We start from the raw sequence: 21,339 nt of genomic DNA on the forward strand, positions 1-21,339 counted from the left end.
GGTCCGCGCCGTCCGTTTTGTCGTCTCTCGCGTGCGGATGAAAGGAGTTGAATCGGATGACCGAAAGCCTATCGTATGCCAAACAGAAGAAATTGCTGATCATCCTGTTTTTGCTCGTGCCGATCGTTTTGCTGGCGATGTTCGCCCTGTACCCGGCCCTTTATCTGGTCTACCTCAGCTTCATGAGTTGGGACGGCTTCAGTCCCGATAAGACGTGGGTCGGCGTCGGCAATTATAAAGAAGTGTTCGAAAACAAGGAAGTCTGGGCGGCCTTCCTCCACAATCTCGTCTATCTCGGCTGGGGTCTTTTCCAGAACGCGCTCGGTTTGTTTTTCGCGCTGCTGCTCAATTCGCAGCTCAAGGGCCGCAACGCCTACCGGGTTATGCTCTTCATGCCCTATATCATGAACGGCGTCGCGGTCGCTTACATGTTCAACTACGTGTTCAACTCGGAGTACGGCTCCTTCAACACGCTGCTGCGCAGCGTAGGGCTCGACTCGCTCGCGATCAGCTGGTTCGGCTCGCCGCACGCGGTCAACCACGTACTCGGCTTTATCACGCTGTGGAAGTTCATGGGTTTGAACATGGTCATTTATCTGGCAGCCCTTCAGTCGGTTCCGTCGGAAATCATCGAGGCCGCGCGCATGGACGGCGCGTCTCGCCTGCAGACTTCGCTGCGCGTCGTCCTGCCGAATATAACGAAGGTGATCGAGCTCAACCTGTTCCTGACGATTATCGGCACGCTCGAGATTTTCGACCTGCCGTTCATTCTGACGGGCGGCGGACCGCTCGGCGCCAGCGAGACCTTCCTGACCAAGACGATCGATACGGCGTTCAAGTTCAACAATTTCGGCATGGCCTCCGCGATGAGCGTCACCTTGATCGTCGCCGTCATCGTCGTGCTCAGCATTCAGCGGTTTGCGACGAGGAGGTGGTCGGATTGACCGGGGCGAAGTTTGGTCCGTTTTCCGTCTTCAAGCACGCGATCCTATGGGTCGCCGTCGCCATGATCCTTTTCCCGCCGTCGGTTCTGGTGCTGAACGCCTTCAAGAGCAAAACCGAGTTTTCGCAAACGAGCGTGTTCAAGCTGCCTTCCAGCTTCCTGAACTTCGATAACTTCGGCACCGTGATGACGAGAGCGCATCTGGACCGCGCGTACCTGAATACGCTGACGATCATCGTCGTGGCGGTCATCGGCAACGTGCTGCTCGGCACCATGGTGGCGTACATCCTCGGCCGCTTCGAATTCAAGCTGAAGAAGACCGTCCTGGGCGCCTACATCGCCGTATCGTTCGTGCCGACGATCACGACCCAGGTGGCGACGTTCACCGTCGTCCACAACCTGCATTTGTACAACACGATCTGGGCTTCGATCGTGCTGCACTTGGGCACGAGCGTCCTGCAGCTGTTCATCTATTTGCAGTTCCTGCACAACATTCCTCGTGAGCTCGATGAGGCGGCGATGATGGAGGGGGCTTCCCTGTTCCGCATTTACCGCACGATCATTTTTCCGCTGCTTACGCCCGCGACGGCGACGATCGTCATCATCAAGACGATCGACATTTACAACGACATGTTCATTCCTTATTTGTACATGCCCGCGCAGAAGCTCGCCGTCGTTTCCACGAGCCTGATGAACTTCTCTTCGGAGCGAAGCACGGAGTGGGAGCTCATGTCCGCCGCGATCCTCATGATCATGGTGCCGATCGTCGTCATCTACCTGTTTTTCCAACGGTACGTGTTTGCCGGAATCGTCAACGGTGCAGTAAAATAACGTTACTTGCCAGGGCGGACACGGAGGGATACGACGGATGAGAGGAAGCATAAAGGGAGCGGCCAGCAGGACGGGAGAGCGATTGTGGCTCGCGTTCGCCAACCTGAACATGCAGCAGAAGCTGCTGATCGTTTTCCTGACGCTGGTCTGTCTCCCGCTGGTCATGATCAGCTACGCTTCCTCTTATTATTATACGAAGTCGATTAAAGCGAATACGTCCGCTTACGGCACCGAGATGACCTCGAAAATGCTGCTCAAGCTGGACGACTACGTGACCGATCTGTACAACATGTCCGCCATGCCGCTCTACAACAAAGACTTCCTGAACTGGCTGGCCGACCCGGAGACTTCGCTCGACAAGTCGAGGGGCATGGACCTGTACATCACGAACTTGAACAAGATCAAGCCGGACACGGTGTCGGTGTACGTGTTCGACAACTTCGGCACGGTCATGCTGAACGTGAAGACCGGCGGCAAACGCAACAATCTCGATCAGGTACGCAACGAATGGGCGCAAATCGCGGCGCAGGGAGACGGCAAACCGATGCTCGTCAGCACGCAGGAGGTGTCGACGGGCAAGGAGGCGTATTACGCGTTCTCCGTCATCCGAGAGCTGAAGCAGACGAAGGATCTGAGCCCCATCGGCTTTATCGTGTTCGACACGAATATTACGGCGATCAAGCGTCAGATCGAGGACTTCGATCAGGTGACCAAGGGCAAGACGGTGCTCGTCGACGACCGCGACCGCGTCGTGTTCGACAGCGAAGGCCGGCTCACGACGCACGACCTGTCCGCCGACGCTTCGATCCGGAAAGCGACCGGGAACGAAGGCGCTTTTCCCTATGAGATCGACGGCAAAAAGTATATTACGACGTACGCCAAATCGACGCTCACCGGCTGGAAAATGTTCGTCTATATTCCGATGGCTGAGGCGACCCGGCAGGCGACGGTGACGCGCAATGTGACGCTGCTCACGTCGGCCGCCTTCGTCCTGCTCGCGCTGCTGATCGCCATCGCGATCTCGTACGCTTTGACGCGGCCGCTTAGCAAGATCAAGCTGCTCATGCAGGAGGTTCAGACGGGCAACCTGGACGTGAGCTTTAATCAGAAGTACCGCGACGAAGTCGGATTGCTCGGACGACACTTCAATATCATGGTGACCCGAATCCGCGATCTGCTCGAGGAAGTGAAGGAGACGCAGACGCGCAAGAAGGAAGCCGAATACGCAGCCCTTCAGAGCCAGATCAATCCGCACTTCATCTACAACACACTGGAGACGATCCGGATGAAGGCCGAACTGAACGACGACGAAGAAGTCGCGGACATGACGTTCACGCTCGGCAAGCTGCTCCGGTACGGCGTCAACCACGGCGAACAGCGGGTCGCGATCGCGGACGAGCTCGAGCATCTGTACAATTACGTCGCCCTGCAAAATATGCGGTTCTCGAACAAGTATACGCTGATCGTAGATATTCCCGAACGGGACTTGGCCCTTCCGTCGATCAAGCTGATGCTGCAGCCGGTCGTGGAAAACGCCATTCACCACGCCTTCAAGCAGCGGACCGGACCGGGCACGATCCGGATCGGCGTCCGCCACGAGGGGGGAATTGTGCATCATTGCCGTGAGCGACGACGGCAGCGGCATGAACGAGACCCAGCTTAAGGAAATTCGGGACCATGTATACGGGCAGCGTCCGCTCGCGGTCGCCGGGAGAGGGATCGGACTGCGCAACGTGCACGAGCGAATCAAAATGCAGTTCGGGGAAAGCTACGGGCTTCGCATCGACAGCCGGCCCGGCGAAGGGACGACGGTGGAGCTTGCCATTCCCGGCCGTCAGGACGAAGAGGAGGCGGACGAACGATGCTGAAGGTGATGATCGTCGACGACGAGGAGCATATCCGGCTCGGCATCGCGAAAATATTGTCCAGGTACCCGGGCGGACTCGAGATCGCCGGGCAGCATGCCAACGGGCTGGAGGCGATGCTCCGGCTGTCGGACATGGGGCCGGACGATCTCGACGTCATCATTACCGATATCGAGATGCCGATGATGGACGGTCTGCGCTTTATCGAGCAGGCGAAAGCGAAACTGCCCGAGGTATCGATCGTCATGCTGAGCGGCTACAACGACTTCGAATACGCGCGCCAGGCGATGCGGGCGGGAGCGGCCGACTACTTGCTCAAGCCGATGGACAAGGTCGAGGTGTTCAAGCTGCTGGATCGCTTCGCGGCGCAGAAACGCGAGCGCCGGGGCATAGCCGACGACGCGGAGCCGACGCGTGCCGCCGGCGCCGTCGCGCCTGCCGAAAGCGTCTCGACGGCCGATCGCATCTGCCGCTTGATCGATCAAGAATACAACAAGGAGATCGATCTGTCTTATATTGCGGACAAGGTCGGCTTCAACGCGAGCTATATCAGCAAGCTGTTCAGCCGCGAGCGGGGAGAGACGATCACGGACTATTTGAACCGGGTGCGCATCGACAAGGCGAAGCAGTTTTTGCGCGATCACCCGAGCCTTAAAGTGTACGAGATCGCCCATATCGTCGGCTACGGAGACAAAATTTATTTTCAGAAGCTGTTCAAACGAACGGTCGGCGTCACGCCCAACGAATACCGGGGCGGGAGGATCGACGGCTAGGAGCGATCTCTCATGGCTACATTCGCGATCCAAGGGGACGGCTTCGTCTATGACGGCGAGCCGATCCGCATTATCAGCGGCGCGATGCATTACTTCCGCATCGTGCCGGAATATTGGGAGGACCGGCTGCGCAAGCTGCGCGCCTGCGGGTTCAATACGGTCGAGACGTACGTGGCCTGGAACCTGCACGAGCCGAAGGAAGGCGAATTCCGATTCGACGGCATCGCCAATGTGGAGCGCTTCGTCCGGCTGGCGGGCGAGCTCGGGCTGCACGTCATTTTGCGGCCAAGCCCCTATATATGCGCCGAATGGGAATTCGGCGGACTGCCGTCCTGGCTGCTCGCCGAGCCCGACATGCGGCTGCGGTGCAGCCATCCGGCCTACCTGTCGAAGGTAAAGGCGTATTATGACGAGCTGCTGCCGCGCCTGAAGCCGCTGCTGTGCACGTCGGGCGGTCCCGTCATCGCGCTGCAGATCGAAAACGAGTACGGCAGCTACGGCAACGATAAAAATTATTTGAATTTTCTAAAATCCAAGCTCGAAAACGGCGGCATGGACGTATTGCTGTTCACGTCCGACGGCTCGGAAGATTATATGCTCCAGGGAGGCACGCTGCCCGGCGTCCTCGCCACGCTGAACTTCGGCTCGAAGCCCGAGCAGGCGTTCGCCAAGCTGCGCGAATACCGGCCCGAAGGACCGCTCGTCTGCATGGAATACTGGAACGGCTGGTTCGACCATTGGGGCGACGAGCATCACGTGCGCGGCTTCGCCGACGTGGTCGACGTGCTTGACCGCATCCTGGCGGCGGGCGCTTCGGTCAACTTCTACATGTTCCACGGCGGCACGAACTTCGGTTTCTACAACGGGGCGAATCATATCGAGCATTACGAGCCGACGGTGACGAGCTACGACTATAACGCGCTGCTGTCCGAATCGGGAGAGCCGACGGATAAATATTGGGCGATTCGCGAGGTCATCGGCCGCTACGCGGAGCTGCCGGAGGAACCGCCCGCGACGCCAGCGAAGCGAAGCTACGGCTCGGTGCTGATGGATGAGCGCGTGTCGCTGTTCGATGCGTTCGATTCGCTTGGCGGCGCCGTGCAGTCGGTCGTTCCGGACACGATGGAGCGGCTTGGCCAGGACTACGGCTTCATCTGGTACGAGACGGACGTGAGCGGACCGCAGGCGGACTGCGAGATTATGCTGCAGGAGGTGCGGGACCGGGCAACCGTGTACGTAGACGGCGCCTACCTCGGCACGGTCGAACGCTGGAGCGGCGAGGATTCGGTGAAAGCGAATATTCCGGAGAGCGGCGCGAAGCTTGGCATTCTGGTCGAGAATATGGGACGGATCAATTACGGCGCGAAGCTGCACGACCCGAAGGGCATTACCGAGGGCGTCAAAGCGGGCGCGAAGCTGTACCATCAATTCCTGTTCGGATGGACGATGCGCTGTCTGCCGCTGGACGACTTGTCCGGCCTGCGGTTTACGCCTTTAAGCGGCGAGACGCGAGCGGAGGAGCCCGCTTTTTACCGCGGATTTTTCGAGGCGGACGAGGAGCGCGATACCTTCTTGAACCTGGACGGCTGGAAAAAGGGCGTCGCCTTCGTGAACGGCTTCAATCTCGGACGCTACTGGGAAAAGGGGCCGCAGAAGACACTGTATGTACCTGGTCCGCTGCTGCGCCAAGGGATCAACGAACTCGTCGTCTTCGAGCTGCACGGCACGTCGTCGCCGCGGGCGACGCTTCAGGATACGGCTGAACTCGGATAATGCCGCTAAAGTCGAGCGGACGGTCACGAGGTGAAGGGGGGAATTTTCATATGAAAATCGGAATCATCGGATACGGCACCCGGATGCATTATTTTCTCGATCGGCTGCTGGAGCTGGATGCAGGCGTCGAGGTCGCGGCCGTCGCGGATATCGACACCGCCAAGGCGGCGAAGCTGCTCGCGGAAAAAGGAATCGAAGCTCCGGCGGTAAGCTTGTATACGGACGCGGACGAGATGCTGGCGCGCGAGACGCTGGACGGCGTCATGATCGGAACGCGCTGCGCGCTGCATGCCGAGATGGCGGTCAAAGTCATGCGGCTTCATCTGCCGCTTTTTCTCGAAAAGCCGGTCGGCATTACGGACGCGGATCTGCAGCGATTGTCCGAAGCGGCGAAGACGTCCCGCTCCGAGGTCGTCGTCTCTTTCCCGCTCCGCAACACGCCGCTCGTCAAGCTGGTCAAGGAGATCGTGGACTCGGGCAGGCTGGGCACGATCGAGCATGCCCAAGCCGTCAACAACGTGCCGTACGGCGGCGTCTATTACCACAGCTGGTATCGGGACGAGGCAGAGACCGGCGGCCTTTTTTTTGCAGAAGGCGACGCACGATCTGGATTGTCTGAACTACCTCATCGGCCAGCGCCCGGTATCGGTCGCCGCGATGGCGTCGAAGCAGGTGTTCAAGGGAAATAAGCCGGCGGGTCTGCGCTGCGGCGACTGCGAGGACAATCGCGTCTGCCCGGAAAGTCCGTATGTGCTTCAGAAGTTCAGCGCGGAAGAAGTAACCGGCGACCAGTGCGCATTCGCGGTCGACACCGGCAATCACGATTCGGCGAGCGTGCTTATTCGTTATGAATCCGGCATGCACGCCGTCTATTCGCAAAATTTCTACGCGCGCAAAGCGGCCGCGCGGCGAGGCGCCCGGCTGATCGGCTATGACGGTACGGCGGAATTCGATTTTTACCGGGATGAGGTTAACGTGTTCATGCACCATTCGCGGCGGGTAGAAAACTATAAGCTGGAAACCGTCAAGCTGCCGCACTTCGGAGGCGATTCCGCGCTTGCGCGCAATTTTATCGGCGTCATGGAAGGCAAGGAAAAGTCGGCGACGCCGCTCTCGATGGGCATTGCCAGCGCGCTCGCCTGCCTTGAAGCCGAGCGGTCGTCCAAGAGCGGCGAGTTCCGAATCATACCGGCCGCGAAGACAGAAGCAGGTGCGCGATGATGAGCGGCAAGTCGGTTTATTCGGCTTTGACGCACGACCCGCATGACGAACGGCACTTCGGCGCCGTGCACACGCCGGTCTACGACAGCAGCTTGTTTACGTTCCCGACCCTCGCCGCTATGGAGCGCGCGGGCGGGGATGCGAATGCGTTCGTCTATTCGCGCGGCAACAATCCGACCGTCCGCGCGCTCGAGGACAAGCTTGCCGAGCTCGAGGGCGGCGAGCGGGCCCGCTGCTTCGCCACCGGGATGGGCGCGATCTCGGCGGCGGTGCTGTCGTCCGTAAGGACGGGCGACCATATCGTATGCGTAGATCAGGCGTACGGTCCGGCCAGAGAGCTGATGGGCGGCTATCTGAAGCGGCTTGGGATCGACACGACGTTCGTCGACGGCGCTTCGGTAGACGACATCGTCAAGGCGATCCGCCCGGAGACGAGGCTGCTCTATCTGGAAAGCCCGAGCAGCCTCCTGTTCGAGCTCCAGGATCTGAGACGGTGCGCCGCGATCGCCCGCGAGCGCGGCATCCGCACGATCGTGGACAACACCTGGGCGACGCCCTGCTATCAGAATCCGCTCGCGCTCGGGATCGACCTGGTCGTGCATTCGCTTACGAAGTATGCGGGCGGCCATAGCGACGCGATGGGCGGCGCGGTCGTCGGCAGCGCCGAAGCGATCGCGGCGCTTAGCGGCGGCGAGCTCGTGCTGTTTGGCGCGGTCATGCTGCCGCAGACGGCCTCGGTCATCCTGCGCGGCCTTCGCACGCTGCCGCTGCGGATGGAGCGCCACCAGGCCGGCGGATTTGCCGTCGCCGCCTACCTGTCTTCGCTGCCGTTCGTAGATCGCGTCCGGCATCCTGGCTTGACCTCGCATCCGCAGCACGCGCTCGCGCGCTCGCAAATGTCCGGCTATGGCGGACTGCTCTCGTTCGAGGCCGGAAAAGACCGGGCGCGCCTGGCGCGATTCGTCGATTCGCTCGCATATTTTCGAATCGGCTTCAGCTGGGGCGGCTACGAAAGCCTTGTTTCGCTGCAGGAAGGAGCGGCGGGACGACCGCGCACGGTGCGACCGGTCGTTCGGTTGTACGTGGGGTTGGAGGACCCGGCCGACTTGATCGCGGATCTTGCGAGCGCGTTCCGCGCTGCGGGATTCGTTCATCCAGAGGAGGTACACAACGATGACGGAGAAGATCGCGATTGAAACCCGCTGTTTGAGTTCGCTGTCCAAGGTGTTCCCCGATGCGGAGCCGGCTTCTGCCGAACGATCGGGGTTCGGCTCCGCGCTGCGGGGGGAGCATTTTTCGTTTCAGATCGCCTACAGGGCGCCGGAGCTGACGCGTACCGCGAAGGTATGCGTGAGCGTCGCCGCGCCGGGGCTTGAAGGCAAGATCGCAGTCAAAGCCGTCGGACTCGCGCCGTCTGCGCTGCCTTGCTACGGAGATCCGGACGACGATATCTTGCGCGGCGTCCCCGGCTTATACCCGGACCCGCTTCTGCCGCTCGGACCGGACGACATGGTCAAAGTGCCGCCGCGTCAGTGGCGGTCGCTTTGGATCGAAGCCGCGATCGGCCGAGACGCCCGGGCGGGCGCGCACGCGATCGAGATCGCGTTCGTCTCCGAGGCGGGCGAATCGCTTGCGCATGAGGTGTTCGCGCTGGAGGTCATACCTGCCGAGCTGCCGGAGCAGGAGCTGATCCATACCGAATGGCTGCATGCCGATTGTCTCGCCACGGAATACGGGGTCGATATTTTCAGCGCCCGGCACTGGGCGCTGATCGAGGCTTATGTCGGTACCGCTGCGAAGCATGGCATGAACATGCTGCTCACGCCGCTCTTCACGCCGCCGCTCGACACGGCGGTCGGCGGCGAGCGGCCGACGGTCCAGTTGGTCGACGTCCGGCTGGAGGGGGACGTTTACCGCTTCGGCTTCGACAAGCTGACCCGCTGGATCGAGATGGGCTTGCGCAAAGGCATCCGATACTTTGAATTTTCCCACCTGTTCACCCAGTGGGGCGCGAAGCATGCCCCGAAGATCGAGGCGCTGGCGGAAGGCGTGCCGATCAAGCTTTTCGGCTGGCATACGGATGCGGCCGGCGCGCCGTATCGCCGGTTTCTAGACGCTTTTTTGCCGGAGCTCGTCGCATATATCCGCGCGCGCGGGTTGGAAAACCGCGTCTATTTCCATGTGTCCGACGAACCGCACGAGGCCGACGTGGAATCGTATCGCGCCGCATCCGACATCATGCGCAAGCATATGTCCGGATTTCCGATCATCGACGCACTGTCCGACTTTGCGTTCTACGAGCTTGGACTGGTGGGGCAGCCGATCCCGTCGAACGACCGGATCGATCCGTTCCTTGCGGCCGGCGTGCCGGAGCTATGGACTTATTACTGCTGCTCGCAATACAAGGACGTCGCGAACCGCTTCTTCGACATGCCTTCCGCCCGCAGCCGCGTTCTGGGCCTTCAGCTGTATAAGTTCGGCATCAAGGGCTTCCTGCACTGGGGCTTCAATTTCTGGTACGAGCAGTATTCGAAGCGGCCGATCCGGCCATTCGAGGTGACCGACGCGGGCGGCGCTTTTCCGTCCGGGGACGCTTTTCTCGTGTATCCCGGCAACGAAGGCGACGGCCCGGTCGAGTCGATCCGGCTCAAAGTGGTGCGCGAAGCGCTCCAGGACCAGCGCGCCTTGCAGCTGCTCGAGCGGCTGACGGGCCGCGATGCGGCGATCGCGCTGGTCGAGCGCGATCTGGATGAACCGCTCACGTTTGCCGCGTACCCGCGCGATGCGGCCTGGCTGCTGCGCAGGCGGGAACGAATCAATCAAGCGATCCGGGACGCCTTGCGTTAACGCGACGATGGGCGAACCGCCCGGCTCATGCTGCGTCTATCAGCCGTCTATCACTTTTCTTCTATTGAATGGGAAGAGCTGGCGATCTATGATAGCAGTAGAATCGATCGTCCTATGATCGGTCTCAAACGCAGCGATAGCGGACAACGCGAGCCGGGAGGCGGAACTATGAAAATACGCAATGGGGCAATAACGGCCCTGCTGGCGTTGACGGTGCTGGCCGGATGCAAAGACGGCGGCAGCGATAACCTGACGCCCGAGCCGACGCCGGAGCCGACGGCCGAAGACGCCATCGGCGCTTATCTCAAGGATTGGCAGCAGCTCGATTATGCGGGCATGTACGCGATGCTGACGCCCGATGCGAGGGCCAAGCTGACCGCGGAGCAGTTCGCCGAGCGCTACGGCAAAATATACGAGGGCATCAAGGCGTCGAAGCTGGAGGTCGAGGATGTCTCCCCGTCGCCTGCCGGCTCTCCTTCGGCGGCGCCGTCCGCGACCGCTTCGGCCGGTCCGGTCGTTCAAAAATTTCAGTATTCCGTTCAAATGGAGACGATCGCCGGGCCCGTCGCCTTCAAGCACGAAGGCACGGCGCGGAAAACGCTGGATGGCGAAGCGCAGAAGTGGCGGATCGACTGGGATACGTCCATGATCTTCCCGGAGATGAAGGATGGGGACAAGGTACGCGTTCAGACGCTCGCCTCCGAGCGGGGCGAGATCGTCGACCGAACGGGCGAAGGCCTCGCCGTGAACGGCTCGGCCCCCCCAGCTCGGCATCGTGCCCGGCCAGCTCGGAGACGATCCTGCCTCGGTCAAAGCTCAGGTCGCCGCCAAGCTGGGCATTACCGTAGCGGATATCGATCGCAAGCTCGGCGCTTCCTGGGTCAAGCCGGAGTTGTTCGTGCCGATCGGCGTCGTGGACGAAGCCGATATGGCTGCGTTCGACAACGTGCCCGGCGTCGTCTTTCAGCAGAAAAAGCTTCGCGAATACCCGCTCGGCGAAGCCGCCGCCCATCTGACGGGCTATGTCGGAGAGATTAACGCCGAGCAGCTGGAGCGCCTGAAGGACAAGGGCTACAAGTCCGGCGACGTCATCGGCAAGGCGGGACTGGAGCAGGTGCTTGAGGACAAGCTGAGAGGAACGGCCGGCGTCGTCGTCGCGATCGAAGACGCCGCCGGCCAGCGGAAGGCGGTGCTTGCCGAGAAGGCTGCCGTGCCGGGAACTTCGTTTCAGCTGACCGTGGACGCGGGCTTGCAAAAAACGATTTACGACGAGATTAAGGCGGATGCTTCGTCGGCTGCGGCGATCGAGCCCCGGACCGGCGAGGTGCTGGCGCTGCTCAGCAGTCCGTCGTACGATCCGAACGCCTTCGTGCGCGGCCTGTCCGCCAAGCAGTACGCATCCTGGAACGACGATCCGCGCCATCCGTTCCTGAACCGGTTTTCCAAAGGCTACGCGCCCGGATCTTCGTTCAAGCTCGTCACGGGGGCGATCGGGCTGGACGAGGGGACGCTCGATCCGAATAAGGGCGTGGACATCTCCGGCTTGAAATGGACGAAGGACGGCTCGTGGGGCAGCTATTACGTGAAGCGCGTGCATGCGGTCAATCCGGTCGATCTGTCCAAGGCGTTAACTTACTCGGACAACATCTACTTCGCGCAGGCGGCGCTGGCGCTGGGCAAGGACAAGTTCGAGTCGGGCGCCGCCAGATTCGGCATCGGCGAGGCAATCCCGATCGCCTATCCGCTGGCCAAGTCGCAGCTGTCGAACAAAGGCATTAAAGGCGAGATCCAGCTCGCGGATTCGGGCTACGGTCAAGGCGAAGTGACGATGACGTCGCTTCACGTGGCGCTCGCCTTCTCGGCTGTCGTGAACGGCGGCAATATCGCCTATCCGCGGCTGACGCTGGAGGACGATCCGGATTCGCCGCAAATATGGAAGGCGGCCGCGATGACGCCCGAAGCGGCGGACATTCTGAAGAAGGATCTCGTCCAGGCGGTGACGAGTCCGGAAGGCGTCGGTCACGGCGCCTATATTCAAGGGGCGGCGATCGCGGGCAAGACGGGCACCGCCGAGCTCAAGGCGAGCAAAGGCGTCAAGGGCGAGGAAAACGGCTGGTTCGTCGGCTTCGACGCGAACGATCCGAAGCTGCTGCTGGCCGTTATGGTCGAAGGCGTCAGCGGGCGCGGGGGCAGCACGTACGTCACGCCGATGGTCAAACGAATTTTTCAGCAAGCGATGAAAGGCTGAGCACGAAGCCTTTTCCGCGTACGTTTTCGATGGCGAGGACGGGACCCGTTTTTTTGCGGATGCGGTAAAGAAGGGAGTTGATCTCTTCGGCGCCGGCCTCGGGGCTCCCGTCTTCGCCTGTTCGTTCAGGCCACACATAGCGGGCGATTTCTTCTTTTCCGACGAATCTCCGTTCCCTTCGCAGGAGCAGCTCGACGCATCTGAACTCCTTATCCGTAAACGAAAAGGGCGTGCCGTTGACGGTGAGCACCTGCCGGATCGGATCAAGCGCGATATCGTTCGATTCGGCGACCGGTAGCGCGGCGTCGCGTTCGAGCTCGATCTCCATCGTATCCCCCCAGCTTCGATCGGCAAAGGAAAGACATACCGCGCCTTTGGAGAACGCGACGATGTCGGAGGCGCGAAGAACGACAGGCTCGAACGGCGTCAATCGGATTCCGTTCACCTCGGTGCCGTGTTTGCTGTTGCGGTCCGTTATTTTGCAGATGCCTTTTTCGCAAGCGATCTCGGCATGCTTTCTCGATACGTAAGCATTGTCGAAGCCGATATCGGGCGCCCATTCGGCGTCTCGGCGTCCGAGTATGACGATCGGCCGGGCAAGCATCAGCATTGCGCCCTCGTCATGCGGATATCCGCGAAGAACGACGAGGCAGGGAGATGGATTCATTTGGCTGCACCTCGAATACGGTCTGGGTTTAAATCGATCACATAGGTAAGACGAACGTCGCGGAGGGCAGGTTTCGATCGGCAACCGATATAAGTACGATCGGCTTAGTCACAAAATAGATTGTCGATAATGTTATGGGCAGGGGCTGCGACGGCGCGGACCCCAGGAACAGGAGGGTATCGATGTGAAAATCGTCGTGCTGGACGGTTATACGCTTAATCCGGGCGATCTGTCCTGGAGCGGGTTCGAGCGTTTGGGCCAAGTGGAGGTATACGACCGGACGGCATCCGAGCTCGCGGTTGAACGCGCGCGCGAGGCGCGCGTCGTGCTGACGAACAAGACGCCGGTTCCCGCAGAGCTGCTGGAGAAGCTGCCTGCGCTCGAATATATCGGCGTGCTGGCGACCGGTTACGACAACGTCGACGTACAGGCGGCTGGCAAAAGAGGTATCGCCGTTACGAACGTACCGGGTTACGGAACCGAATCGGTCGCTCAAACTGTATTTGCCCTGCTCCTCGAGCTTTGCCAGCATGTCGGACTGCACGATCGCTCCGTCAAGGCGGGGGGATTGGGCGGACAGTCCGGACTTCAGCTATTGGAAAACGCCGCTTACGGAGCTGAGCGGCAAGACGTTGGGAATCGTCGGCTACGGCCGGATCGGCGAAGCGGTCGCGCGCATCGCGCATGCCTTCGGCATGAAGGTGGCGGCGAACAAGCGTCATCCCGACGGGCCGCCGCCGTTCGAAGGCTTTGAGTGGACGGACTTGTCCGAGCTGCTGGAAAAGTCGGACGCGATCAGCTTGCACTGTCCGCTTACGCCGGAAACGGAAGGCATGATCAACCGCGACAGCCTCTCTCGAATGAAGCGATCCGCCTTCTTGATCAATACGGCACGCGGACGCTTGATCGCGGAGCGGGATCTCGCGGATTGCCTGAACGCGGGCGGCATCGCAGGCGCAGGCCTGGACGTCCTGTCCGCGGAGCCTCCGCCGGCGGACCATCCGCTGTTGTCGGCCGCCAACTGCATCATCACGCCGCACCAGGCCTGGGCCACACGCGAAGCGCGAGCGAGACTGATGGAGACGGCCGTCGCCAATCTGGAGACGTTCTTGGCGGGGAAGTCGGCCAACCGAGTGGTGTGAGGGGAGGGGCGGACTTTTTGGTCCTAACCGAGACTTTTCCGCCAGAGTGACGGCGGGTGCGACACGATTTGTTTCTATTTGAGACTTCTTCGCCGGAGTGGCGGTGGGTGCGGCGTGGTTTGTTTCTACATGAGACTTCTTCGCCGGAGTGGTCGCGAATGAGTCGTGGTTTGTTTCTAACCGGGACTTCTTCGCCCTAGTGATGGTGGGTTCGGCACGGTTTGTTTCTAATTGAGACTTCTCCGCTGGAGTGGCGGTAGGTGCGGCGTGGTTTGTTTCTACCTGAGATTTTTCCGCCAGAGTGACGGTGTGAAAGCCGGGTTTGTTTCTGTCAGGGGACTTCCTCGCTGTACTTGTTGTCGTAAGCTAACCTAAGCCTTGCCGTACGATGGCAGAGGCTTTTTTTCTTTTAAGGAAAGGGTTTGACTAAATAACAAGGTACCTGTATTATAAATAACAAGGCACCTGAATATCAGGTTCCTGATAAAATTATTGGAGGCTTACGCCATGGAAAATAACCAGTCGAATTTGATGGAGCAGCTGTTCCGCATCGTCATTCTGCTGCGCCGATATCAGCACCGCCTGTTAAGGGAGGGCGCGCAGGGCGGCGATCCGCTTCGCGGCCAGGGACGCGTCTTGTCGCTGCTCAAGCTGAAGCCGGAAATTACACAAAAGGAGCTGTCCTATCTGCTCGATATGCGCAATCAATCGCTAGGCGAGCTGCTGGGCAAGCTGGAGCGAAGCGGGTATATTACGCGGACGACTTCGGAGCAGGATCGCCGGGTGATGAACGTGACGCTGACGGAGGCGGGAGCGCAAGCGGCGGCCGAGATCGAGAAGCAGCAGGAGAGTCACAACAAGCTGTTCGAGTGTCTTAGCGAGGATGAGCAGCTCACGATGGGCGAATATCTGGATCGGTTGATCGGAGAGCTCGAAAGGCAGCTGGTCGGCGAGGAGGACTTTGCGGAAAGCGGAGACGGTCGCCGCGACGGTCGCGGGCATCATGGACATGGCTTCGGGCCACGAGGCTTCGATCCGCGCGGGAGGGGCCAAAGCGGCCATCCTGGACATGGCGGACACCCGGGCCACGGGGACCGCGGCTTCGATCCGAACGGCGGGCGACAACGCCGCCCGTCGTTTGGCGGAGATGGCTGGGGCATCCGCCCGAGACCTGGCCGCGATCCGTTTTGAACGACGCCATCTCAATCGGCTTCGAATTCAGCAATCGAAAAGAAACGCCGTCGTTCTCGCAATGGTACACTGTATCCATCCGCAACGAAGGGTGGAGGTCGCTTTTGAAGCTTTCCCATGTTCGACTGTTGGCGCCGAATATCCATGAATGCTTTTTATTTTACCGCGACATCATCGGTCTTGAGGTGAGGTACGGTGACGAGACGACGCCTTTTGCGGAGTTTGCCACCGGGGACGTCAGCTTTGCGCTCGAACCGCCGATGGCCGACGCTCCTGCCGAAGCCTTAGCGAGGACGAAGCCGTTTAGCGGCCGGGATCAAGTGGCGCTCGTATTCCGCGTAGAAAACGTCGATGACGTATATGAGGCGCTGCGTACAAAGGGAGTCCCTTTTGTTCGGCCGCCGCACGATACGCCTGAATGGGGTCACCGCGTCGCTTATCTTCGCGACCCGGCCGGTCATGTGATCGAGTTGAATCAAGGTATTTAACGATATTAATCAAACGAGCGAGCAAGCGGATATCCTTCTGCTTGCTCTTTTTTTGTGCGGATCTCGTCGAATCGAACAGCCGCCGCCGCGCGGCTCGCTTGTCCCCGACTGCGCCCGCTTATTTCACTAGCCCGATAAACGTTTTCGCCGCATTGGAGAGCGGCATATTTCGCATCGTTAACAATCCGACCTGGGACGGCGGGAGCGGGATGTCGAGCGCCACCTCGAACAGCGAGCCTTCTTCGAGCTCCTTGGATACGAATTCCCGGGTCACGTAGGAGATGCCGAGTCCGCGCCTGGCGAATTCGATGAGCAGGTCGACGCTGCCGACTTCGATCTCGGGCTTGATGGAATAGCCGTAGTTGTGGAACACCTCGGTAATCGTCATCCGGGCGCGGCTGTTGCGGGAAAACAGAATGATCGGGTACTGGAGGAGCGCATCGAGCGTCAGCACTTCGTTCTTCAGCTTCGCGTATCTCGCGCCAGCGACGAAGCAGTCCTGGAGCTGGAAGCTCTCCGTCACCTGGAGCTGCGGATCGACGATCGGCATGCGCACGACGCCGAGATCGATGCGGCCTTCCTTCAAAAAAAGTAATCACCTCCGGCGTCGTGCCGTGATTCAGATGCAGCTTGACGCCCGGATGAAGCTTGTGGAATTGCTCCAGATAGGGCAGCACGTAATGCTTGAACAACGAGTCGCTGCCGCCGATTCGAAGCTCGCCGCTGTCCAGGTTTTTGAGCGCGGCCATTTTTTCCTCCGCCAACGTGATCAAAATCTGCGACTGCTCGATGTACGAGTAGAGCACCATGCCTTCCTGCGTCAGCTCGACGCCCTTGGAGTTGCGGTAAAACAGCGAGACGCCGAAGCTTTCCTCGAGCTGTTTGATGGCATGGCTCACGCTGGGCTGCGTCAAATACAGCGCCTTTGCCGCTTGCGTCAAACTCCCCGTTTTCGCTGCCCAATAGAACACCTTGTACAGCTCGTAATTGTTACCCATAGACATGGTCTATATCTCCTGTGAAATATATTGATTACTTGTATGGCTTCGATTCGTATTATAGTGAAAATACAAAAAAAGAAACCAGAGCGGCTCCTCGCTCGGGGAAGGAGAAGGAAGATGGAACCGACCACTTTTATCCTGTTCGGGGCGACCGGGGATTTGGCCAAACGCAAAATCTATCCCGCCCTCTTTAACTTGTTCGTCCGCGGCAAGCTGCCGCAAGCCTTCTCCGTCGTCGGACTCGGCAGAAGGGAATGGACCGACGAAGTATTCCAAGCCGCCGTGGAGCGGTCTTTATATCAATTTTCCAGAACGGAGCCGGCCGACAAGGAAAAGCTGAACGCCTTTTTTGGAAGCCTTCCGTTACAGCGTGCTCGATATCGGACGCGAGGAGGACTACCGCGAGCTGCTTGCGCTCGTCGAAGCGCGCGAACAAGCGCTCGACATGCCGCCTAACCGGCTGTTCTACCTGTCGGTCGGCCCCGAGCATTTCGAGCCGATCGCGGACAACATTCGCGCAAGCGGGCTCGGCTCCGCCGACGGCTGGAAGCGTCTCGTCATCGAGAAGCCGTTCGGCCACGACCTCGCATCGGCTCGCGCGCTGAACGCGAAGCTGTCGGAATCGTTCGCCGAAGAAGAGATTTTCCGCATCGACCACTACCTCGGCAAGCCAGTCGTTCAGCGCCTCGAATCGCTGCAGCAGGCCAACCCGGTCATCCAGGCACTGTGGACCAACCGGTATATCGCGAACGTGCAGATCACGGCCAGCGAATCGGTCGGCGTCGAAGAGCGCGCAGGCTATTACGATCACGTCGGCGCGATCCGCGACATGTTCCAGAACCATCTGCTTCAGCTGCTGATGATGGCGGCGATTCACCTGCCGTACGACAGCAGCTCCGAGAAGGTCAGATTCAAGAAAAAGAAGATCATGGAGGCGTTGGTTCCCGTCGCGCAGGAGGATGTCGGGCTGCAGGTGGTGCGCGGACAATACGCGGCGGGCAGCATCGGCGGACAACCGGTCGAAGGCTACAAGTCCGAACCGGGCATCGCGGCGGACTCCATGAACGACACCTTCATCGCGGCCCGCTTGCGAATCGACAACAACGATTGGCGCGGCGTGCCGTTCTACATTCGCACCGGCAAGCGCATGAACAAGAAATCGACGCGTATCGTCGTCGAATTCAAGGAGCCGCTCAAGCAAGCCTGGTCGCAAGCGGAGGGCGGCGTCGCGCCGAACCTGCTCGTCATCGAGATCGGTCCCGGCGAGAGCATCACACTCCAATTAAACACGAAGGAGGCCGGCGCGCATGGGGGCTTCAAGCCGATTCATGTGGACCTGCATTCGACGCCGGCCGATTCGCCCGAAGCCTACGAGAACCTGATCGGCGATGCGCTGAAGGGCGATCCGACGTTCTTCGCGCATTGGGACGAAGTCGAGCTGTCCTGGCAGTATGTGCAGCCGATGCTGGACGCATTCGCCGAGAACGCTGTGCCGCTGCATAGCTATGCAGCCGGCAGCCGAGGTCCCGAAGCGTCAGACGCTCTGCTGGCAGAGGACGGGTATCACTGGTGGTTCGACGAAGAAAATGAGTCGTTGCCGAAAAACGAAAACAAAGAGGGAGCCAACTATGCCTACCACGCAAACCATTGAACAACTGTCGATCGATACGATTCGCACACTGTCGATCGACGCCATTAACGCAGCCAACTCGGGCCATCCCGGTCTGCCGATGGGCGCGGCCCCGATGGCGTACGCGCTCTGGTCCGAGCATCTGAATCACAACCCGGCCAACGCCAAATGGTTCAACCGCGACCGCTTCGTGCTGTCGGCCGGACACGGCTCCGCCTTGCTGTACAGCTTGCTTCACCTGTTCGGCTACGGCGTAACGATCGAAGATCTGAAGCAGTTCCGCAAGCTGAACAGCAAGACGCCGGGCCATCCCGAGTACGGTCATACGGACGGCGTTGACGCGACGACCGGCCCGCTCGGGCAAGGGATCGCGATGGCGGTCGGCATGGCGATGGCCGAAGCGCATCTGGCCGCGAAGTTCAATCAGTCCGGCTTCCCGGTCGTCGATCATCATACGTACGCGCTCGTCGGCGACGGCTGCCTGATGGAGGGCATCTCGTACGAAGCGATGTCGATGGCCGGACACATGAAGCTGGGCAAGCTAATCGTGCTGTACGATTCCAACGACATCTCGCTCGACGGCGATCTCAACCTCAGCTTCGGCGAAAATATGCAAAAACGCGCCGAATCCGCGAACTGGCAGTACCTGCGCGTCGATGAAGGCAACGATCTGGCAGCCATCTCTGCGGCTATCGCCGCGGCAAAGGCGCAAGGCGATCGGCCTACGATCATCGAGATCCGCACGATCATCGGCTACGGCAGCAAGTCGGCCGGCACGCACAAGGTGCACGGCAACCCGCTCGGTCTTGAGGAAGCGAAGGCGACCAAGCAAAATTACGGCTGGGCCTACGAGGAAGAATTCACGGTACCGGACGAGGTACGCGCGCACTTCGAGCTGCTGAAGCGTCAAGGCGCAGCCAAAGAAGAAGCGTGGCAGAAGCTGCTGTCCGCTTACGGCGAAGCGCATCCCGCGCTCGGTCAAGAGCTGTCCGCCGCGATTAGCGGCAAAGTAACGCTCGGGGACGCCGACATCCTGACGTTCGACGCGGCGAAGGCGATCTCGACGCGCGTCGCAAGCGGCGAAGCGATCAACCATTACGTCAAAAAAAGTGCCCTCCATCTTCGGCGGCAGCGCGGATCTGTCCCACTCGACGATGACCGACATCAAAGGCGAGCCGAAGTTCGCGGTCGATTCCTTCGCCGGCCGCAACGTGTATTTCGGCGTTCGCGAGCATGCGATGGGCGCGGCCGGCAACGGCATGGCGCTGCACGGCGGCGTCAACGCCTTCGTCAGCACGTTTTTCGTGTTCAGCGATTACCTGCGCCCGTCGATCAGACTTGCCGCGCTGCAAAAGCTCCCGGTCGTCTACGTATTCACGCACGATTCGATCGCGGTCGGCGAAGACGGACCTACCCACGAGCCGGTCGAGCATCTGGCGGCGCTGCGCACGATCCCCGGCCTGACCGTCATCCGGCCATCGGACGCCAACGAGACGGCTAGCGCATGGGCGTATGCGCTGACGCAACAGGAGGGACCCGTCGCGCTCGTCCTCAGCCGGCAAAATCTGCCGACCTTCGAGCAAACGAAGGCGAATCGCGAGCAAGTCGCCAAGGGCGCATACGTACTGACCGAGACGAACGCGCAGCCGGACCTCATTCTCATCGCGACCGGCTCCGAGGTATCTCTGGCCGTCGACGCGAAGTCGGAGCTTGAAAAAGATAACGTCTCCGTTCGCGTCGTGGCAATGCCGAGCCGCGAGCTGTTCGACCGCCAGCCGGAAGCCTACAAGCAATCCGTGCTTCCCGACGCGGTCGCAAGGCGCGTATCGCTTGAAGCAGGCATCTCGCTCGGATGGGATCGCTACGCGGGCAAGGAAGGCAAAGTGTTGGCCATCGATACGTTCGGCGCATCCGGCGCAGGCGGCGCGGTCATGGAATTGTTCGGCTTTTCCGTCGCCAATGTCGTCCGCATCGCCAAAGAACTGCTATAATCTGTATTCGGAACGATTCAAAACAAAATCAAAATAAACGGAGGTTTTTGAGCAATGAAATTTTTCATCGATACCGCGAACCTGGCCGACATCAAAAAAAGCGTACAAAATCGGCGTCCTGTCCGGCGTCACGACGAACCCGTCCCTGGTCGCCAAGGAAGGCGTGAAGTTCGAGGATCGCATCGAAGAGATCCTGAAGGAAGTGCCGGACGTCGAATCGGTATCCGCCGAAGTAACGCCCGACGCCCTGACGGCGGAAGAGATGATCGCCCAGGCGAACGAACTGATCAAGATCAACAACAACGACAAAAACATCACGATCAAGCTCCCGATGACGCTGGCCGGCCTCGAAGCTTGCCGCTATCTGACCAAGAAAGGCGTCAAGACGAACGTCACGCTGATCTTCACGGTCAATCAGGCGCTGCTCGCCGCCCGCGCTGGCGCTACGTACGTGTCGCCGTTCCTCGGCCGCCTGGACGACATCTCCGAAGACGGCGTCCTGCTCGTCGCGAAGATCGCGGAGCTGTTCCGCATCCATAACCTGGAGGCGCAGATCATCGCGGCTTCCGTTCGCCATCCGGACCACGTCACCCGCGTCGCCATGGCCGGCGCGCACATCGCCACGATTCCGTTCTCGGTCATCGAACAGCTCACCAAGCACCCGCTGACCGAGCAAGGCATGGAAAAATTCGCGGCCGACTGGAAAAAAGCCGTTCAATAATCGACGG

General features: G+C 60.2%; 14 protein-coding genes and 6 pseudogenes. 18 read left to right on the forward strand and 2 right to left on the reverse strand.

Annotation, left to right across the window (positions count from 1 at the left end; all coding sequences use genetic code 11):
* Nucleotides 1-56 precede the first annotated feature (56 nt).
* The 12 genes and pseudogenes from OMP40_RS27370 to OMP40_RS27425 all read left to right on the forward strand — a co-directional run bounded on the left by OMP40_RS27370 (nt 57) and on the right by OMP40_RS27425 (nt 12,501).
* Nucleotides 57-944 (forward strand): carbohydrate ABC transporter permease, encoded by an 888-nt coding sequence (locus OMP40_RS27370; protein ID WP_277536043.1) that lies wholly within the window; start codon nt 57-59, stop codon nt 942-944.
* Nucleotides 932-1,774 (forward strand): carbohydrate ABC transporter permease, encoded by an 843-nt coding sequence (locus OMP40_RS27375; RefSeq protein WP_420872048.1) that lies wholly within the window; start codon nt 932-934, stop codon nt 1,772-1,774. The genes OMP40_RS27370 and OMP40_RS27375 overlap by 13 nt, the downstream gene beginning before the upstream one ends.
* A 37-nt stretch (nt 1,775-1,811) precedes the next feature.
* Nucleotides 1,812-3,437 (forward strand): cache domain-containing sensor histidine kinase, encoded by a 1,626-nt coding sequence (locus OMP40_RS27380; protein ID WP_277536049.1) that lies wholly within the window; start codon nt 1,812-1,814, stop codon nt 3,435-3,437.
* The gene (locus OMP40_RS27385; RefSeq protein ID WP_277536050.1) at nt 3,418-3,642 is read left to right on the forward strand and encodes a sensor histidine kinase; all 225 of its coding nucleotides are present in this window, start codon (nt 3,418-3,420) and stop codon (nt 3,640-3,642) included. Before OMP40_RS27380 ends, OMP40_RS27385 begins: the two co-directional genes overlap by 20 nt.
* Nucleotides 3,636-4,412, forward strand: coding sequence for a response regulator transcription factor (locus tag OMP40_RS27390; protein ID WP_277536051.1), 777 nt, complete (start codon nt 3,636-3,638; stop codon nt 4,410-4,412). Before OMP40_RS27385 ends, OMP40_RS27390 begins: the two co-directional genes overlap by 7 nt.
* A 12-nt stretch (nt 4,413-4,424) precedes the next feature.
* Nucleotides 4,425-6,185 carry a beta-galactosidase gene (locus tag OMP40_RS27395; protein ID WP_277536053.1) on the forward strand — a complete coding sequence of 587 codons (1,761 nt, stop codon included), beginning with the start codon at nt 4,425-4,427 and terminating at the stop codon, nt 6,183-6,185.
* A gap of 50 nt (nt 6,186-6,235) precedes the next feature.
* A complete protein-coding gene (locus OMP40_RS27400; RefSeq protein ID WP_277536055.1) occupies nt 6,236-6,874 on the forward strand; it encodes a Gfo/Idh/MocA family protein in 639 nt (212 codons plus the stop codon).
* Nucleotides 6,771-7,406, forward strand: a complete 636-nt coding sequence (locus tag OMP40_RS27405) for a Gfo/Idh/MocA family protein (RefSeq protein WP_277536057.1) — start codon at nt 6,771-6,773, stop codon at nt 7,404-7,406. Before OMP40_RS27400 ends, OMP40_RS27405 begins: the two co-directional genes overlap by 104 nt.
* The gene (locus tag OMP40_RS27410) at nt 7,403-8,602 is read left to right on the forward strand and encodes a trans-sulfuration enzyme family protein (protein WP_277536058.1); all 1,200 of its coding nucleotides are present in this window, start codon (nt 7,403-7,405) and stop codon (nt 8,600-8,602) included. The genes OMP40_RS27405 and OMP40_RS27410 overlap by 4 nt, the downstream gene beginning before the upstream one ends.
* A complete protein-coding gene (locus tag OMP40_RS27415) occupies nt 8,580-10,253 on the forward strand; it encodes a DUF4091 domain-containing protein (RefSeq protein ID WP_277536060.1) in 1,674 nt (557 codons plus the stop codon). The genes OMP40_RS27410 and OMP40_RS27415 overlap by 23 nt, the downstream gene beginning before the upstream one ends.
* Nucleotides 10,254-10,589: 336 nt before the next feature.
* Nucleotides 10,590-10,868: pseudogene (locus OMP40_RS42355) on the forward strand (NTF2-like N-terminal transpeptidase domain-containing protein); the annotation flags it as partial.
* A 160-nt stretch (nt 10,869-11,028) separates the two neighbouring features.
* The gene (locus OMP40_RS27425; RefSeq protein ID WP_277536061.1) at nt 11,029-12,501 is read left to right on the forward strand and encodes a penicillin-binding transpeptidase domain-containing protein; all 1,473 of its coding nucleotides are present in this window, start codon (nt 11,029-11,031) and stop codon (nt 12,499-12,501) included.
* Here OMP40_RS27425 and OMP40_RS27430 read toward each other — a convergent pair.
* A complete protein-coding gene (locus OMP40_RS27430) occupies nt 12,467-13,111 on the reverse strand; it encodes an FHA domain-containing protein (RefSeq protein ID WP_277536063.1) in 645 nt (214 codons plus the stop codon). The genes OMP40_RS27425 and OMP40_RS27430 overlap by 35 nt on opposite strands.
* A 241-nt stretch (nt 13,112-13,352) precedes the next feature.
* On the opposite strand from OMP40_RS27430, the pseudogene OMP40_RS27435 reads away from it, so the two are divergent.
* The 3 genes and pseudogenes from OMP40_RS27435 to OMP40_RS27445 all read left to right on the forward strand — a co-directional run bounded on the left by OMP40_RS27435 (nt 13,353) and on the right by OMP40_RS27445 (nt 15,989).
* A pseudogene (locus OMP40_RS27435) lies at nt 13,353-14,310 on the forward strand (D-2-hydroxyacid dehydrogenase).
* Nucleotides 14,311-14,817: 507 nt separating this feature from the next.
* Entirely contained in the window at nt 14,818-15,501 is a 684-nt protein-coding gene (locus tag OMP40_RS27440) for a MarR family winged helix-turn-helix transcriptional regulator (RefSeq protein WP_277536065.1), read from the forward strand.
* Nucleotides 15,498-15,989 carry a VOC family protein gene (locus OMP40_RS27445; RefSeq protein WP_277536067.1) on the forward strand — a complete coding sequence of 164 codons (492 nt, stop codon included), beginning with the start codon at nt 15,498-15,500 and terminating at the stop codon, nt 15,987-15,989. The genes OMP40_RS27440 and OMP40_RS27445 overlap by 4 nt, the downstream gene beginning before the upstream one ends.
* Before the next feature lie 118 nt (nt 15,990-16,107).
* Here OMP40_RS27445 and OMP40_RS27450 read toward each other — a convergent pair.
* Nucleotides 16,108-16,987, reverse strand: a pseudogene (locus OMP40_RS27450) (LysR family transcriptional regulator).
* A gap of 120 nt (nt 16,988-17,107) precedes the next feature.
* On the opposite strand from OMP40_RS27450, the pseudogene zwf reads away from it, so the two are divergent.
* The 3 pseudogenes from zwf to fsa all read left to right on the forward strand — a co-directional run bounded on the left by zwf (nt 17,108) and on the right by fsa (nt 21,332).
* A pseudogene (gene zwf / locus OMP40_RS27455) lies at nt 17,108-18,641 on the forward strand (glucose-6-phosphate dehydrogenase).
* Nucleotides 18,619-20,611, forward strand: a pseudogene (gene tkt / locus OMP40_RS27460) (transketolase). The pseudogenes zwf and tkt overlap by 23 nt, the downstream one beginning before the upstream one ends.
* Before the next feature lie 54 nt (nt 20,612-20,665).
* Nucleotides 20,666-21,332: pseudogene (gene fsa, locus OMP40_RS27465) on the forward strand (fructose-6-phosphate aldolase).
* The last annotated feature ends 7 nt before the right edge of the window (nt 21,333-21,339 follow it).

The organism is Cohnella rhizosphaerae, from assembly GCF_029525575.1.
Taxonomy (GTDB): domain Bacteria; phylum Bacillota; class Bacilli; order Paenibacillales; family Paenibacillaceae; genus Cohnella; species Cohnella rhizosphaerae.

Bases quoted from the DNA above. Each gene is read 5' to 3' on its own strand.
- OMP40_RS27370 (WP_277536043.1), top strand. From the start codon at position 57: ATGACCGAAAGCCTATCGTATGCCAAACAGAAGAAATTGCTGATCATC.
- OMP40_RS27380 (WP_277536049.1), top strand. From the start codon at position 1,812: ATGAGAGGAAGCATAAAGGGAGCGGCCAGCAGGACGGGAGAGCGATTG.
- OMP40_RS27385 (WP_277536050.1), top strand. From the start codon at position 3,418: ATGAACGAGACCCAGCTTAAGGAAATTCGGGACCATGTATACGGGCAG.
- OMP40_RS27390 (WP_277536051.1), top strand. From the start codon at position 3,636: ATGCTGAAGGTGATGATCGTCGACGACGAGGAGCATATCCGGCTCGGC.
- OMP40_RS27395 (WP_277536053.1), top strand. From the start codon at position 4,425: ATGGCTACATTCGCGATCCAAGGGGACGGCTTCGTCTATGACGGCGAG.
- OMP40_RS27400 (WP_277536055.1), top strand. From the start codon at position 6,236: ATGAAAATCGGAATCATCGGATACGGCACCCGGATGCATTATTTTCTC.
- OMP40_RS27410 (WP_277536058.1), top strand. From the start codon at position 7,403: ATGATGAGCGGCAAGTCGGTTTATTCGGCTTTGACGCACGACCCGCAT.
- OMP40_RS27415 (WP_277536060.1), top strand. From the start codon at position 8,580: ATGACGGAGAAGATCGCGATTGAAACCCGCTGTTTGAGTTCGCTGTCC.
- OMP40_RS27430 (WP_277536063.1), bottom strand. From the start codon at position 13,111: ATGCTGATGCTTGCCCGGCCGATCGTCATACTCGGACGCCGAGACGCC.
- OMP40_RS27440 (WP_277536065.1), top strand. From the start codon at position 14,818: ATGGAAAATAACCAGTCGAATTTGATGGAGCAGCTGTTCCGCATCGTC.